Annotated in this window: 10 protein-coding genes; 1 reads left to right on the forward strand and 9 read right to left on the reverse strand. The window is 62.1% G+C overall.

Features of this window, described 5'->3' with window-relative positions:
- Positions 1–106 precede the first annotated feature (106 nt).
- Positions 107–1,858, forward strand: a complete 1,752-nt coding sequence (locus GRI62_RS07110) for a carbamoyltransferase family protein (protein ID WP_131452656.1) — start codon at positions 107–109, stop codon at positions 1,856–1,858.
- 10 nt (positions 1,859–1,868) lie between these two features.
- Here the strand turns inward: GRI62_RS07110 and GRI62_RS07115 are convergent, their stop codons facing one another.
- From GRI62_RS07115 to GRI62_RS07155, 9 genes are all read right to left on the reverse strand, one after another.
- A complete protein-coding gene (locus GRI62_RS07115) occupies positions 1,869–3,017 on the reverse strand; it encodes a glycosyltransferase (protein ID WP_131452657.1) in 1,149 nt (382 codons plus the stop codon).
- The gene (locus GRI62_RS07120; RefSeq protein ID WP_131452658.1) at positions 3,014–4,192 is read right to left on the reverse strand and encodes a glycosyltransferase family 4 protein; all 1,179 of its coding nucleotides are present in this window, start codon (positions 4,190–4,192) and stop codon (positions 3,014–3,016) included. The genes GRI62_RS07115 and GRI62_RS07120 overlap by 4 nt, the downstream gene beginning before the upstream one ends.
- A complete protein-coding gene (locus tag GRI62_RS07125) occupies positions 4,189–5,478 on the reverse strand; it encodes a glycosyltransferase (protein WP_160731838.1) in 1,290 nt (429 codons plus the stop codon). Before GRI62_RS07125 ends, GRI62_RS07120 begins: the two co-directional genes overlap by 4 nt.
- Complete coding sequence (locus GRI62_RS07130; RefSeq protein ID WP_131452660.1) at positions 5,475–6,569, reverse strand: glycosyltransferase family 4 protein; 1,095 nt, start codon at positions 6,567–6,569, stop codon at positions 5,475–5,477. Before GRI62_RS07130 ends, GRI62_RS07125 begins: the two co-directional genes overlap by 4 nt.
- Before the next feature lie 6 nt (positions 6,570–6,575).
- Complete coding sequence (gene asnB, locus GRI62_RS07135) at positions 6,576–8,426, reverse strand: asparagine synthase (glutamine-hydrolyzing) (RefSeq protein ID WP_131452661.1); 1,851 nt, start codon at positions 8,424–8,426, stop codon at positions 6,576–6,578.
- A 111-nt stretch (positions 8,427–8,537) separates the two neighbouring features.
- Positions 8,538–10,037, reverse strand: coding sequence for a hypothetical protein (locus tag GRI62_RS07140; RefSeq protein WP_131452662.1), 1,500 nt, complete (start codon positions 10,035–10,037; stop codon positions 8,538–8,540).
- A 166-nt stretch (positions 10,038–10,203) separates the two neighbouring features.
- Positions 10,204–11,334 (reverse strand): hypothetical protein, encoded by a 1,131-nt coding sequence (locus GRI62_RS07145; protein ID WP_131452663.1) that lies wholly within the window; start codon positions 11,332–11,334, stop codon positions 10,204–10,206.
- The gene (locus tag GRI62_RS07150; protein ID WP_131452664.1) at positions 11,334–13,541 is read right to left on the reverse strand and encodes a GumC family protein; all 2,208 of its coding nucleotides are present in this window, start codon (positions 13,539–13,541) and stop codon (positions 11,334–11,336) included. Before GRI62_RS07150 ends, GRI62_RS07145 begins: the two co-directional genes overlap by 1 nt.
- Before the next feature lie 166 nt (positions 13,542–13,707).
- Positions 13,708–15,195, reverse strand: a complete 1,488-nt coding sequence (locus GRI62_RS07155) for an O-antigen ligase family protein (RefSeq protein ID WP_160731839.1) — start codon at positions 15,193–15,195, stop codon at positions 13,708–13,710.
- Positions 15,196–15,237 lie beyond the last annotated feature (42 nt).

Here is a 15,237-nt window from a genome sequence, read left to right on the forward strand (position 1 = left end):
GGCGACGTGGCAAACCTCGCGTTGTCCGGTACTTGCCCCCTGCCGCGTTAGGGTTTACCGCGCACGCGCTCGGCGTCAGCCCCCTCTTTTCCAATCGAGTTTCCCGATGACCGCAATTCTTGGTTTGAACGCCTTTCACGCCGATTCCGCCGCCTGCCTCGTCATCGACGGGAAACTGGTTGGCGCCGTGGCGGAGGAGCGCCTCGGCAACCGGCTCAAGCATACCTCGGAATTTCCCGCCAACGCGGTCCGCTGGCTGCTGGCAGACAACGGCCTTAAACTGAGCGACATCGATTATGTCGCCCTTCCACGCGATACGCGGGCCAACCGCGCCGCCAAGGCAGCCTACATCGCCGGCAACCCGGTGCGCGGGATGCGCGCCGCGATGGAGCATCTGCGCCGTTCGAGCACGACCCAGTCGATGATCGAGAAGCTGGCAGAGATCTGCGGCGAAGATCCTGCCACCGTGACCTTCGAGACGGTGCCCGTGGAACACCACCTCGCTCACGTCGCCTCGTCCTACTACTGCTCGCCGTTCGACGGGTTGACCGCAGGCTTCTCCTACGATGCCTCGGGCGACTTTGCATCCGCCATGGCGGTGCGTTGCGAAGGGGCGCGCGTGGACGTGCTGGACCGCGTGACGCTGCCGCACAGCCTGGGGTTCTTCTACACCGCGCTGTGCCAGTACATCGGCTTCGACAGCTTCGGCGAGGAATACAAGGTCATGGGCCTCGCGCCCTACGGCGAGGACAAGTATGCCGACGTAATGCAGAAGCTCGTGGTGCTGCCCGACGATGGCTTCTTCCGTCTCGGCAAGGGCTACTTTGGCATGCACGAAGGCGGCCAGAGCGGCGAGATGACCGACGACGGGCACCTTGTCATGGGCCGGCTCTTCACCGAGAAGCTGGTCGCGGAACTGGGTCCGAAGACAGAGCGCGGCGCGGTTACCCAGCGTGAAATGGATATCGCCAAATCGGTGCAGGTCCGGTTCGAGCAGGCGGCCATCCACAGCCTCAACCGCATGCACCGCCTGGTGCCCAGCGAACAGCTGGTGATGGCGGGCGGCTGCGCGCTAAACGGCGTCGCCAACGCGCGCATCCTGCGCGATACGCCCTTCACCACGCCCTACCTCCAGGCAGCAGCTTCCGACGACGGCACCTGTCTCGGCGCGGCGATGTGGACCTGGCACAACGTGGTGGGCAGCACGGAACGCTTCCACATGAAGCACGGGTTCTGGGGCCCGGAATACAGCGACGAGGACATGCGCCGCACCGCGCAGTCCGCCGGACTCCACGTGATCGAATGCGCGGACGAGGACGAGGTGGTCGAACGCGTTGCCAAGCTGATCGCCGATGGCGTCGTGCTCGGCTGGTACCAAGGCCGCAGCGAATGGGGGCCGCGCGCGCTGGGCAACCGATCGATCCTTGCCAACCCGGCGATCCGCACGATGAAGGAAACCATCAACGCCAAGATCAAGCGGCGCGAATCCTTCCGCCCCTTCGCGCCCAGCGTGCTGCAGGAAGACGTCGGCGTCTATTTCGAACAGGACATCTACAGCCCGTTCATGATGCACGTCACCAAGCTGAAGCCGGAGTATCGCGACGCCCTGCCCGCGATCACCCACGTCGATGGCACGGGCCGGCTGCAAAGCGTCGATCCGGACAGCAACGCGCTGTATTACAAGCTGATTTCGAAGGTGAAGCAGCACACCGGTTTCGGCGTGGTGCTGAACACCAGTTTCAACGAGAACGAGCCGGTGGTGGATACCCCGCAGCAGGCGCTCGACTGCTTCCTGCGCACCGACATGGATGCGCTGTGCCTGGGCCGCTTCATCGTGGAGAAGAGCGGCGTCAACTGACGCCGGCTTGCTAGAGGTGGACGAAGGGGGGGCGTGTCCCCCCGCCAGTCAGCCAGCGATAGAACGCGGCCATGTCCTGCGCACAGGACTGCCAGGAGAATGCGGCCTCTACCCATTCCCGGCCGCGCAGGCCCATCGCCTGCCGCTGTGCCGGGGTGACCGCCATGGCCTGTTCCATTGCCGCCACCAGCGGATCGACGCCGTGGTCGATCCACCAGCCGCACGCATTGTCGTCCAGCCCCTGCCACGGCGCACCCTTGGTGACGATGGCGGGCACCCCGGCTGCCAGTGCCTCGGCGACGGCGATGCCGAAGTTCTCGTTCTGCGTGGGCAGGACGTACAGATCCGCCTCCGCGAACAGCGCATCCCTTGCCGCGCCGAAGACCGGCCCGGCGAACACGATCCGCTCCACGCCCAGCGACGCTGCCTGCCTTTGCAATTCGGCGGTATGTGCGCCCTCGTCGGGGCCGGCGATGACCAGCCGCCAGTCTGTTTCGGTTTGCGCCAGGCGCGCCCAGGCCGTGACCAGGTTCGGCAGGCCCTTCTTGGGATGCACGCGGCTGAGAAACAGCGCAGTCCGTATTCTTTTGTCAGGATCGTGGGCGGAAAGGGTTGCGGGCAAGTCGACGCCGTTGGGGACCACGGCGACGGGACAATCGCGTACACCGAAGCTGCGGATGTCCTTGACCTCCTCCTCGCTCGTCGCGTGCCAGCCTGCTGCGTGGCGCACCGCCGGACCCTGCGCGATTTGCCAGACAAGGCGCTTCTTGCGAGCGGAAAAGCGCAGCGCGGCCGCCGAGACCATGCCCCGCGCCGATACGACAAGCTTGGCACCACCCGCCCGCGCCGCGTGCCCCGCATAAAAATTGGGCGCGAGCCACAGCCCGTGATTGTGAACGATGTCTACCTCGCCCGCGCGCGCGCGCAGGTGGCGCTCAAGCCCGCGCGACAACCGCAGTTGCGATGCCACGGGCACACTGGAATAATCGTGCGCGAAAGCCTGAGAGGGAAATATGCCGGTCGTTTCGCCGAAACCCACCGTCGCCAGTTCAGGAGCATCGCCCTCGTGCGCCAGGGCCTTGCACAGGCGCGGCACCGAGTAGGACGGCCCACCTGCCGCTACGTCCAGGCTGGCGACGACATGCAGCGACCGGGTCACGCCGCGCCCTGCCCTTGCGGCAGCGACCGGACCGCCTGCATCACTCCGTCGGCAGCGCGGTCCAAGCTGTAGCGAGCGATCCGCTCGGCAATCGCCTGCTGTGTCGGCGGATCGTCCATGACCGATGCGATCGCGGCGGCGAGCCCCTCGACATCGCCCAGGGGGACGACCCTGCCCGCGCTACCGTCCGCCGCGAGGTCAGGTGCGCAGCCGCAGGCATCGGAAACGATGACGGGCGTTCCACAGGCCATCGCCTCGTTGGCGACGAGACCCCAGGTTTCCGAGCCGTCCGAAGGCAGCACCAGCACATCGGCGGCGGCATAGGCAGGCGGCATCTGTGTCTGATTGCAGAAGCCCAGCATATAGTGGGGCAAGTCTCCGGCTTGCGCCTCTGCGCGAATGGCCTGCTCGAGAACGCCCGATCCTGCGACCAGCAGTTCGACCTTGCGCCCCTGCGCCCGGCACATTGCCAGCGCGCGCACGGCATCGAGCGGTCGCTTGCGTTCCACCAGCTTGCCGGCGAACAAGACCACGAAGGCGTCCTCGGCGATACCCATTTGCGCGCGCATCCGCTGCCGTTCCGCTCGCGTCGCGCGCGCCGCAAACCAGTCATTGTCGACGCAGTGCGGGGAAAAGAACAGGCGACGATCGGGGAAGCGATAGTGGCGGTAGAACGCGCGCGATCGTTCACCGACATACAGCGCGCGATCGAACAGGCGCAGGAACGGCGGGTTGACCATGGCCTTCACCAATCGCTTTACCGGCGAGGCAGGCATGGCAAGGTTGCTGTCCCCGCGCACCAGCGCGGGCAGGCCCTGCCGTTTGGCCGCCATCAAGGCCTGCCGATAGCTCTTGAGATACCAGCCGAAGATGAGCACGGCGTCAAATTGCCCGGCACGCAAATGGCGCCCGACATCGGGCGTGTCGCATCCGCCGAAATCGTCCGTGCCGGGCCGCGTCGATACGTTCGTCATGAAGGTGGACGCATAGCCATCCAGCAGGTCCACATCCCAGGCGAACGCCTTGCCGAAATCCACTGCGCCAAGCTGATCCGGGCTCGGCTGAAAGGCATAGAAGACCTGCAGGTCGCACCGCTGGGCGAGCGTGCGGAAAAGCGGCGCGTAATACTGGATCGGGTGCGATACCACCACGGCAAGACGCGGCTTACCGCTCATCGCCGCGCCATCAGCCGGTCGAAGATCGCGGCATACCGCCGGGCGACGCTGGCCCCGGTATATTCGGTGTAGGATTCGGGAGCGGCAGGGGCGAAGGCATCGCCTTGCGTGCGCAGGCGTTGCAGTGCCCCGACCAGTTCACTTTGCCGTGAGACGAGATCATCGGCCCTGGCAAAGCCCAGTGCGATTCCCCCGCCCGCCTTGACCAGCGACCGATGCGCGTCGCTCTGTTCGTGAAACAACGCAAGATAGGGACGCTCCGACATCAGGAAGAGCGACAGCTTGGAAGCAGTGTAGTGCGCTTCTTCCGAACCGAGCATCAGGCCCGCATCGGATCGCGACAGCGCAGTCAGAGCATCGACATAGGGCAGGCGCTGCGGCACCTCGTTTACGAGATCAGCCACCCCCGCCCGCTCGGCCAGCGGCATCACTCGATACTCGTTGGTGTTGTTGGGCTGCGCTGTCGTGCCGATGAAATTGACAGTCACGTTTGCCGCAGCATCCGGAAAGCGCGCACGCCAAGCCGCCAACCCCTGCAGGAATGCCTCCAGCGTGGGCAGCACCAAGGGCCAGATGGTGCCGGGGTAGGTAAGGTTCCACCGCCTCTCGTCAATGACGATGGTCGTGGGAGCTGCCCCGCGGCGCAGCGCCTCAAAATCGGCGGGATCGGAGCCGATGGGAATAGCTGTCACATCCTGTGGGCCAAGTGCGTGGTAGCGTGCCACCAGCTTGCGCGCCTGTTCGGCGGACACGGTCGTTACATGTGAAGCTCCGCCCATCGCTCGTGGCTCTAGAAGCTTGGAGAGCGCGTGTGACGCACTGCCTTTCGACAACAAAGGCAGCGTATCCCCCCAGTCCGAGCGCCACGGATCCTGGAAATCCAGCACAACCGGGACCTTGAACGTGCGCCTGATCCAATTTGAGAGCAGCATCGGATAGAACGGAGATCCTGTGATCAGCACTGCGTCGATCTGCCGGGTCCGCATCAGGTTGGCTATGGCGCGGCGGATCCCGCGATAGCCGCGCAAACCGATATCACCCAGTCCGAATGGGCGGGCGTGGGCCTGGTCCAAGGCTTCGACCCGAACAATCTCCACTGACGGATCGACGAGTTTTGCAAGTTCCGGATCCGCCGGCTCCTCGTAAAACCGCTCATCCACGCAAACCACGATCGGCGTCCATCCAGCTCCTGGAAGATTGTTTGCCAGATGCCGCGCCCGGTGTACCCCCGCCAGGGCAGAAGGCGGAAAATAGGGGCTGACGATGATGCAAGTACGATCCGTCAACGCAATGTGACCAGCGCCAAGGCCGCATGCAGCCGTTTGCTGAATTGGTCGAAGGAGAAAAACGACAAGCCCTCCGGAACGATCTTTGGCTTCTGTAGCGTTTCAAGAATGGCGGCTTCAACAGCGGCTCCATCGGCTGGATTGACCGCTAGGCCCAAGAGCCCACCACGCACCGCTTCGAACGTGCCGTCGACAGTGCTGGCCACCACGGGAATGCCAGATGCGAGCGCCTCGTGCACGACCAAGCCTAGGCCTTCACCCGAACTGGGCATAACGTAGGCATCGGCCAGACGGTAAAGGTCCATCTTCTCGTGTTCATCGACCCGGCCGGTAAATACGACCATGTCGTCTACTCCAAAGTCGCGCGCCTTTGCCTCAAGCCTTGCGCGGTCGGACCCGTCGCCTGCGGCGATGTACACGAGTTCCGGGCAATGTTTGCGAAGGCTCGCCAGCGCCTCGATGACCTCGTCAAAACCCTTGTACCGTTCATCGGCTGACATTCGTCCCAAGGTGAGCAGGGTTTTGCGACCTTTGAGGCCATAGCGCCGCTCCATCTCTGGATTGCGCGGACCGGGCGAAAACGCATCAAGCTGGATCGCACCGGGCATCACAGCAGAGGGCGCCCTTGCGCCTGCCCATGCTTGGAACCTGTCGAGGGTCAATTTGCTCGCAGATAGGACAAGGTCAACCGAGTTGATGCCGAACCTGCGCAAAGCCCGCTCCGGCCGCTGCCAAGCGTCGATCCCGTGAATCCCTAGGACGAGCGGCGCATGCGCGATACCGGCGACCAGACTGGCCAGCGGAAGGATGTTGATATGCGCGCAGTAGACGATGTCTACTTTCTCCCCCAGTAAAACCGCCCGCAAGGTGCGACGGACGTAGGCGAATGAGCCTCTGGCGGCGGTCAAGTCATAGTGAACCCGGGCTGGAACCTGCGAAGTCTCACCATCGATTGAGCGTGCCAGAACGGTGATCTTGCCCACCTCGTCGAAGCTGCTCAATGCCGCTAATACGTCGCGGTTATACTTGGCTATCCCACCAAAGCCGCCGTGGGCATCGGTTGCCAGCATCAGGATGTGAATCTTATCCATACCCAATCAGCGAGTACGAACCTGTGAAGTCTCCAGCCCACGTGTCCAGGCACCCTGCACGTGTCTCGCCCAATCCCGCATTCCCGCCATCGGCAGGGCCTTGGCTCCATCGCCCGCATTGCGAATCCACGATCCGACCGGCACGGCAAAACCCGTCTTACTGCGACTGATGACTGCGTCGGGCAACGGCGTGGACGGCGCGAACGCAAGCTCGGCCTTGGGCATTTCGCCGGCCGGCGGCGGGCCGAGCGCGGCGGCCGATGCAAGTAGCTGCGAATCCGCCAGCGGCGTGCGGATTTCAAGCGAGTGCGCCATGCCTGCCCAATCGGTATCCCGAAGCAACTGATTGCGCATGTACATGGCCGATTCCAGCACCGCGATCTGCGAGAACGTGGAAGCGGGGCGCGGGTCCAGAACCTCCCGCAGCCTTTCGAACAGGCGCAGGCGATCAAGGCCTTCGGTAACGATATCCGGATCGAGCAACTCGGGCAGATCCCACGGCATGCGCAGCCCGCGCCGTACGAACCAGGCGCCCGGAACCTTTCCGCCAAATTCGATCAACCCTGCCGCCTTCGGGCTGATGCCGAAACGCTCGGGCCCCACGGCCATCATACCCCGCCGTATGGTCGATCCCAGGAAGGGAATTGCAGCAGGAGCGGAAAAATAGCGCACCCAGCGCGGCACGTCGCGGAACGAGGGATAGCCACCCATCAACTCGTCACCGCCCACGCCCGAGATCGCCACCTTCAGCCCACGTTCGCGAGCGGCCTTGGAGACGAACCAAGTGTTGATCCCGTCAATCGAAGGCTGGTCCATCGCGGCGATGATGGCGGGCAGATCGGCTTCAAACTCTGCCTTGGTCACCACCCGCGTTGTGTGCCGAGTGCCGTAGGTGCGCGCGACCTGCTCGGCCAGCGGTGCCTCGTCAGCTGGGGTGCCCTGATACTCCGCGAAAGACAGGGTAACCGTCTCGATCTCGCTTTGCCCGGCATCGCGCATCAGGCCGACCAGCGCGGATGAATCGATGCCCGAAGACAGGAATGCGCCGACCGGCACGTCGGCCACCAGGTGGCGCCTGACGCTATCGAGCAGGGCTTCCTGATAAGCCTGCCGACGATCCCTTGGCGATTGCTGCTGCGTGTAGGCGTTCTCGCCTTCGGCGAAGACCGCCGCGATCGAATGATAGGGTGTCGGCTCGCTTGCTCCGCCGTGCTTGACCGTAAGCCAGCTGCCCGCCGGCAGGGCCTTGACCGCGCGGGCGATTGTCAAAGGTTCGGGCACGCTGCCGAGCAAGTGGAAACCGACCAGCGCGGCAGGATCGGGGTCTGCCGCAACACCTCCGCCCGCAATCAGCGACTTGACCTGACTGGCGAACCGGAACGTGCCGCCATCGTCAGCGTAATACAGCGGCTTGATGCCGTAGGGGTCGCGGGCGAGAAACAGCACCTCCTCGCGCCGGTCCCAAATGGCAAACGCGAACATGCCCACCAGTCGGGTGACCATCGCAGGTCCCATCGCCTCGTATAACTGCAACAGGACCTCGGTGTCGCTGTCGCTGGCAAAGGCATGGCCCTTGCCCTCCAGCTCAGTCCGCAGCGTCGCGAAATTGTAAATCTCGCCGTTGAAGGTGATGACGAAGCGGCCGCTGGCCGAATGCATGGGCTGCGCCCCGCCCTCGGTCAGATCGATGATCGCTAGACGGCGGTGAGCGAAACCAACGCGCCTGTCGTTGGTGAGCCAGTGGCCGCACCCATCAGGGCCACGCGCTGTCATGGAGTCGCGCGTGCGCAGCAACTCGTCCTCGTCCACCGGTGCTGCCATAGCGCCGTACGAATATATGCCGTTTATGCCGCACATGGTTCGCGCGTCACCTCGTCGCCTTGATCGGAAACGTCAAGCGAAGACCGGTGCGAAGCAATACCGCGACGGGCAGCAACAGCAGCTGGCCACTACCAAACGTGAGCTGCATCAGCGACCAACGATCCTTGAATTGGCGCCGGTCTGGTGCAGATAGTTTCCCCGCTGCGAAAGGCCCAGCCACAATCGCAGTCTAGGCAGGATGGTAACGGCAAGGACTATCGTCATGAAAATCCAGATAACAACGCCGCCCAGCAGTTTCTCACCCCCAAATCCGATGTCTGCCGACTGTACCAGCAGAACCGCGGCAGCGGCGCCGCCGACTATTCCCTTAGCGTCGCTCGTGGTCGTCATCCATCGGTAATACAGGCCGAACATGCACCCCAGGATAAACAGCGCGAACATCATGCCGACTTTGCCATAGTCGATGTATGCGTCGCCGAAATAGCCGATCGAAATTTGCGTGCCTTGTTCGATCCCGGTCACGCCCATTCCAGTGTACTCATTGGTGTGCAGTGATTCGTCGATCGGTGGCTTATCGGGAAAAAAGATGCGCGGCATGAACGGGCGGGAAATGCCACTGGCCGTCAACGCTCCATCGGCATGGGGGCGTACGGATGGTACGTAGGTCAGGGTGGAGCCAAAGAACTGGGTATAGGATATGCGGTCCGCCAGCGCTGTCAATGAGGCTGCAATATCGTCGTCCGAGAGTTCAGTGGCCAAAGTTACCATACGCTCAAGCTGCGCCGATCGGCCGACGAGAATGGTTTGAGACCGCGTTCCCTGATTTACATACTCGCGATAATCGATCTTAATCGCAGTCCACACCGTGCCCAGGAAGATCGCGACGGAGGCAATCGTTATTAACAAGAACACCTGTTTGCCGTTCATCCGCGGCGCTGCGCCCAGAATACCGAGAAAGGCGAAAAGGAAAACTAGGCGAAACGAAGAGAAGAAGCCGCCAAGCGAAAGCACGAATTCGAACCCGAAGATTGCCAGCCATACCAGACGATAACCGCGAGTGCTCGCAAACACCGCGTAGGTCAGGGTTAGAAAGAATGCCCACTTGAGCGACGCTATCACCGCCAGAGGTTGCGCGAGTCCGGGAGCAAAGTTGCTGACTTCAATCGCCACCAACGAGATAACCATCGATACGAAGTAGGCGATAATCCATTTGCGCAGGCTGACCGCCAACACCTGTTCGCGCACTAATACGCTGGCAGTCGCGATGCTCCGCCCAATCGTGATACGCAATCCCGCCACGATTGCGAGCAACCCTAAAAGTGTCAATGCAATGGCTGCTTCATTTTCGCCTGGCATCTCTGCCAACTGGGAAACGGTGGAACCGCTGAAAAACGCGCGCGCAAGGTTGATCGACGTTTGAATCCACTGCCAGGCAAAGAAAAACAGTAGACTGGGAATCTCATTCGGTCGCCACAGGAGACCGACACCGAGCACCAGAACCGCTAATGACAGCAGTCCGAGCCAGGGATGAGGACCAAGCAACAATATCGATGCGACCGGCACCACTACCCAACCAAAGTAAGGTGGGAACACGAACAAGGGGTCGCGCGTCCGCTGGTAAAGTGGGGGGACTGCTAAACTGGCCATGTAGATATCCTCTCCCGCACTAGAACTTTAGTGCACGATAAGGCACGACAAAAGCCGTCGTTGGAAATGCGATAGCTTTCCCGCGCCGCATGTAGGCGAACGTGGATTGGCGGCAATAATCCCGGCCGTAGCCATCTAAGGCACTCGCAGGCGTAACATGGCTGACCTAATCGCGGCCGACAAGTTGCATGTTGGATACGGTGGCCTCCAGCGGCGTGCGCCTTTCCCACGCGTTGCCGGTGAGGACCAACCAGTAGAACGCGCACTGGTCCGAAATGACGAATTCGGCGGCCGTCGATAACGATTGCTCGATAGGTTCGTTCGGGGAATTCACGGCGCATTGGACGGACGCGGTAAAGTTCTCAGCGGCCGTCTTCGGCGAGAAATCGGCGCTGAATGCGTAGCGGCCCGGCTGTAGTCGAACGAGTTGCCGCGCCAGTTCCCGTGATTCCCGCGCATCGACGAAGAGCCGAAACTCGCCGTTGCCACGCTCAGAGAAATGGCCAGTCTCGCCTTCCGGCACCTGCCATCCAAGCGTGCCATCGCCTCCCGTCGCCACGAAGCCGGTAGGATTGCCTGAACCTTCATTCAAATAATCCCAAAGCGCGAACACCGTAGCATACTGCTCCGTGGCAGCCAGTCCGGCGAGGAGGCGCGCGTCCGTATCTTCCGAAGTGCCCTCGTCAGTCAGAAGGCGCAAGTTGTACAGGCGCCTCACCGATTCTGGTTCAGGCGGGACCATTGTCCAGAATGCGTTTGCCCATACAGGGCGGCGCTCAAGAGCACGAAGCATAATATCTTCAGCACCATCTTGAGCAAGAATTGTTTTAAAGGCGTTCAGAAATCCATCGCTCAAAGAGGGACTGGTCCGGTATAGCCTTTCGATGCCCGCTAGCGCCAAGTCAAAATCGCCAATGGTCACCGCGGTTTGGATGTCCATAGCGCCGAGATAGCGGTTGCGCTTGTCGAGCGAGAGGCCACGGGTGACGAGGGTTGCCGCTTCGTTCTCGGCACCATTTGCCCGCAGGCTGCTGGCGATCAGGAATAGGGCATCAGTGGCAAACGGTTCCTTGGCGAAAGCATCCTTGGCAAGATCGATGCCGCCGTCCCGAATGGCCATCACGGGTTGGCCAGCCTCCATCTGTACCATTACGAACTGTCGGGCCACGTTCGCCTGCCAGAACCCGTTCCACCCGAGCAGGGCTGGCGATTGGCGGGAGTTGGCGATGCCCTGTGCGACGAAGAGCGGCGCACACAGCAAAACCAGAACGACCAGCAAGGCACGCAGGACGCGCATCAGGCTGGTGCGACGGTCTCGGACTCAGCTTTTCGCTCGCCGCCGTATCCGTAGCCATAGCCATAACCAGAACCGTAGCCGTACATGGCGTTGCGTTCATCCAACTTGGTTACGGCAGCGCCCAGCAATTCGGCATTCGCCTGGCGCAAGCGCGAGACGGCCGATTCCAGATGTCGCCACTTGCCACCATTCGCCTCGATCACCAGCAGTACGCCATCCAGCGCTGGCGCGATCATGGGAGCATCGGCCAGCCCCAAGACCGGCGGCGCATCAAGGATCACATGATCGTAGAGCGGTGCCGCTTCATCGAGCAGGCGTTGGAAGCGCCCGCTGGACAGCAATTCGGCCGCAGATAGAGGCTTGCGCCCGGCCGGAATGACATCGAAATCCTCCAGCGGAGTGGATTGGATGACCAACGACTGCCAGTCGTCGTTGCCCAACAAATACTGGCTCATGCCCATCGGGGTATCGATGGAAAGGTATTTGCCAACACCGGATTTGCGCAGATCAACGTCGACAAGCAACACCTTCTTGCCTTGGCGGGCCAGCAAGTATGCGATCGCGACTGCTGTCAAGCTCTTGCCCTCACCCGGCTGGGACGACGTGATCATCAGCGACCGCGGTACGTTTCCGCCTGCAGCAAACGCGATGCTCGATGTCAGACTGAAATAGGCCTCGTACAGTTCCGAATAGGACTGCTGCAGCTCCTCCACGATATCGCCTTCCGGAATGCGCGGAATGTTGGCCAGCAGGTTGAGCCCGAGGCGGTCGCGCACCTGCCGCGGATCGCGCAGCGTCTGGTTGAGGAAGTCGTAGGCGTAGAGGCCAAGGATCACGAACACCAAGCCCGCCACCAGCGAGATCAGCAAGTTACGGATCAGGCTCGGGGTATAGGGTGCACCAGGCACCTGAGCTGCATCGACGACATTGATGTTGCTTTCACCAACGCCGACGACGCCAATTTCGCGATACCGCTGAAGCAGGCCCGCATAAATCTCGCGGTTGGTTTCAACCTCGCGCTGGAGAATGTTGTACTCCACGCTGTCCTGCCGCTGGTCCGTGTAGTTGGACTGCACCTGGTTGACTTGGCTTTGCAGCCGCTGCTCACGGGCCAACGCCTCGCGATAATTGGCGCGCAGCCGGTCTTGCGAACTTGACTGCTCCTGATTGATGACCCGCTCAAGTTCCGCGATCTGCGCCTGCAAAGCCTGCACCGGCGGATAAGACGGGCTGAACTGCGAGCGCAGGTTTGCCAGTTCCACTTGTAATTCGGCGCGCCGGGCACGCAGCTGAGCAGCCGTACCCGTGCCATAATCCGCGTCGCTTGCCGAATTTGAACCTGAACGAGAGGCCAGCGCAGCTTCTGCGGCAATCCGCTGTGCGGTCGCTTCTTGCAGGGCGCCACTGAAAGCTGCCAGTTCGCTGGCTACCAATGTTTGAGACGCCGTGCCGGCACTGTCGCCGTCCTCGCGGGGCATTTCAACCGCGACCAGCCCCTGCTCGGTGGCATAAGCGATCAAGGCTCGTTCAGCCACCTCCAGCCGGTCGCGATACTGCTGCAATCTCTCTTCGAGGAAATCGCGGGCATCGCGGGTCGCGCCAAAGCGGCGGTCGAGGTTTTCCGTTACAAAGGCATCGGCCCAGCCATTGGCGACCATCGCCGACACTTCCGGCGACGGGCTACTGAAGGAAATATCGACCAACGTGCTGTTGATGATCGGCGCGATTTCGATGTTTTCCAGGAGGACGCCGGTAATAGCCGGTTCCAGGTTGGCACCCGAGACAGGCTGGATCTGGTACGCGTTGAGGAAGGCCTCGTCGTTGGCAAGGTCCAGTTCCCGCGCCACGCGAGAGGCAAGCGATTGCGATTCCAGCAATTCGTACTGCGTCGGCAGAAACGCCCTGTCAGCTCGCAGCCGGTCGTCGCGCACACCCTCAACGTTGGTGACGTTCTGCTCTTCCTGACTGATCTCGATCCGCGTGGTCGATCGGTACAGCGGTGTTGCCAGCATCGTGGCTATCAGCCCCAACGCCAGCGCGACGGCCAGGACCGCTATGATCGCGACCTTGTTGTTGCGCGCAATATCGAAATATTTCTCGAAGTCGGTCACACCCGACAAAAAGCCGCCATCTTTTTCGATGGGCGGATCGTAGGCGACTTGCTGGGCGGGCAGCGAAGCCGGCGGAGGATAGGCAGGACCATTCATAGCGCACTCCGTCCGCTGTGCAGATACGAATTACCAAGCCCATTCTCGCGAGCGAGCGAACCGAAGCCGAGATGTTTTGTCACATGACCCTGATAATTGCCGATATCCGTCGGATATCCCAGAGGGCGGCCTTTTGAACCAACTCGATAGGACAAGCAACCGCCAATCATCGGCGGAACACCTGACCCGGCCGGACTAGTAGCGCGATGGCAATTGCTGCGACCATCATCAGCGACGGAGTGCGCAAGGGGTAATCGACGGCACTGTGCAGGATGATCATGACGATGGTGAAAAGTCCCAGCCAGCGCGTGTCGAGCGCGCCGCCAACCTTTGCGGTACGACGCTCACGCCAGGTCCTGACGGTGCTCAGAACGATTAGGACGAGCGCTGCAGCGACGATCAGCACACCGGGAAGCCCACCTTCGATGATAACCTGAACCCAGTCGTTGTGTGCCTGATTGAGATAATGCGGTGACAGAAGATCTACCGGCTCGATAGCGCGGTACGCCTGTTCGAACGCGCCAAAACCGACGCCGAAGGGGAAATGATCACGCGCAAGGTCGATGACGTAAGGCAGCGTATCGGCGCGTTGGTCTTCGTCCAATTGCTGCGCGAACAGGCGATCGAGCGCAGGAATCCGCCCTGCGAGCGCCAGCATGGCGACGATACCGGCGCCAACCAGGCCAACAAGCCCGACGGCAATGCCCGTCTTGCGGGAAGCCCCTGCCCTTGCCGGCATCGCGCGGCTGCGGACGACCAGTCTCACCATCACGATCAGCGCCGTCAGGGCAAGGAGAACCAGGCCGGCACGCGCGGCATTCAGTAGCACTGCCAACGCCAGCGCTACTAGCCCAGCCAGGATCAGCAGCGTCAGTTCCCTGGCCTTTTTCTCGTGCGCCCTTTCCAGTTCGAAGACGCCGAACAGCAAGGCAAGGTTGAGGAAAAGCGCATTGTGATTGCGGTTGGAAAACAGACCGACGGCGCTGTCGGCATTGGTAATTTCGTAAAGGTAGAGCCCCGGCGAGCCGCGGAACATCATCTGCGCGAAGCCCAGCATGGCGCTGACAAGGCCTGCAATGAAAACCAGCCGCCTGACTTTCTGCCACCCTTCAGCGTCGAGCAGCGAGAGAAGCAGCAAGGTCGCCAGCGGCACGACGAGCGAACCCAGCGAATTCCAGGTGTGCAGCGGCGACATCGTGATCGGTCGCCATGCGCCCTCAAGCCCAATTGTCCGGTCCACTGCAACGATGACCTCGCGGCCCGCCAGGCCAGACCACCACGCCGGCGGCAGGGGGACGAGCTGGATCGCCATCCATAGGCCCAGCAGGCCCAGCAGGATCACCGGCCACTTTACCAGCCTGAATGTCTGCGGGGTCTGGAACCAGATGCCGATGGCCAGGAACACTGCGGCCAGCGCCCGCAATGGCCCGACACTTTCGATGTCGTAGCGCGAACCGCCGCCCATGAGGAAGGTAAGCACCCCGAACAACACGAATAGCCATGCCGCCCGTTGCGGTGTCATTGCGAACCGTCCGGTCCTGCTGGTCTTGCGCGTGGGAATGGCCTTTATCCTCATTTCAGTTTCGCGACATGGTAGCTGCGCCCCCCCGGCGAAACAGGGCGCGCAGATAGCCGGAGGGCGCCCGGCGGGCAAGCCCGGGCTGGCCCTCCCTACCCGTCTCCGCCAGCGCTCGTC

It is taken from the genome of Aurantiacibacter arachoides, assembly GCF_009827335.1.
Taxonomy (GTDB): domain Bacteria; phylum Pseudomonadota; class Alphaproteobacteria; order Sphingomonadales; family Sphingomonadaceae; genus Alteraurantiacibacter; species Alteraurantiacibacter arachoides.

What these genes read in the sequence shown, in the direction of transcription:
- GRI62_RS07140 (WP_131452662.1), bottom strand. Translation starts at nt 10,037, where the DNA reads ATGGCCAGTTTAGCAGTCCCCCCACTTTACCAGCGGACGCGCGACCCC.
- GRI62_RS07150 (WP_131452664.1), bottom strand. Translation starts at nt 13,541, where the DNA reads ATGAATGGTCCTGCCTATCCTCCGCCGGCTTCGCTGCCCGCCCAGCAA.
- GRI62_RS07130 (WP_131452660.1), bottom strand. Translation starts at nt 6,569, where the DNA reads ATGGATAAGATTCACATCCTGATGCTGGCAACCGATGCCCACGGCGGC.
- asnB (WP_131452661.1), bottom strand. Translation starts at nt 8,426, where the DNA reads ATGTGCGGCATAAACGGCATATATTCGTACGGCGCTATGGCAGCACCG.
- GRI62_RS07120 (WP_131452658.1), bottom strand. Translation starts at nt 4,192, where the DNA reads ATGAGCGGTAAGCCGCGTCTTGCCGTGGTGGTATCGCACCCGATCCAG.
- GRI62_RS07145 (WP_131452663.1), bottom strand. Translation starts at nt 11,334, where the DNA reads ATGCGCGTCCTGCGTGCCTTGCTGGTCGTTCTGGTTTTGCTGTGTGCG.
- GRI62_RS07110 (WP_131452656.1), top strand. Translation starts at nt 107, where the DNA reads ATGACCGCAATTCTTGGTTTGAACGCCTTTCACGCCGATTCCGCCGCC.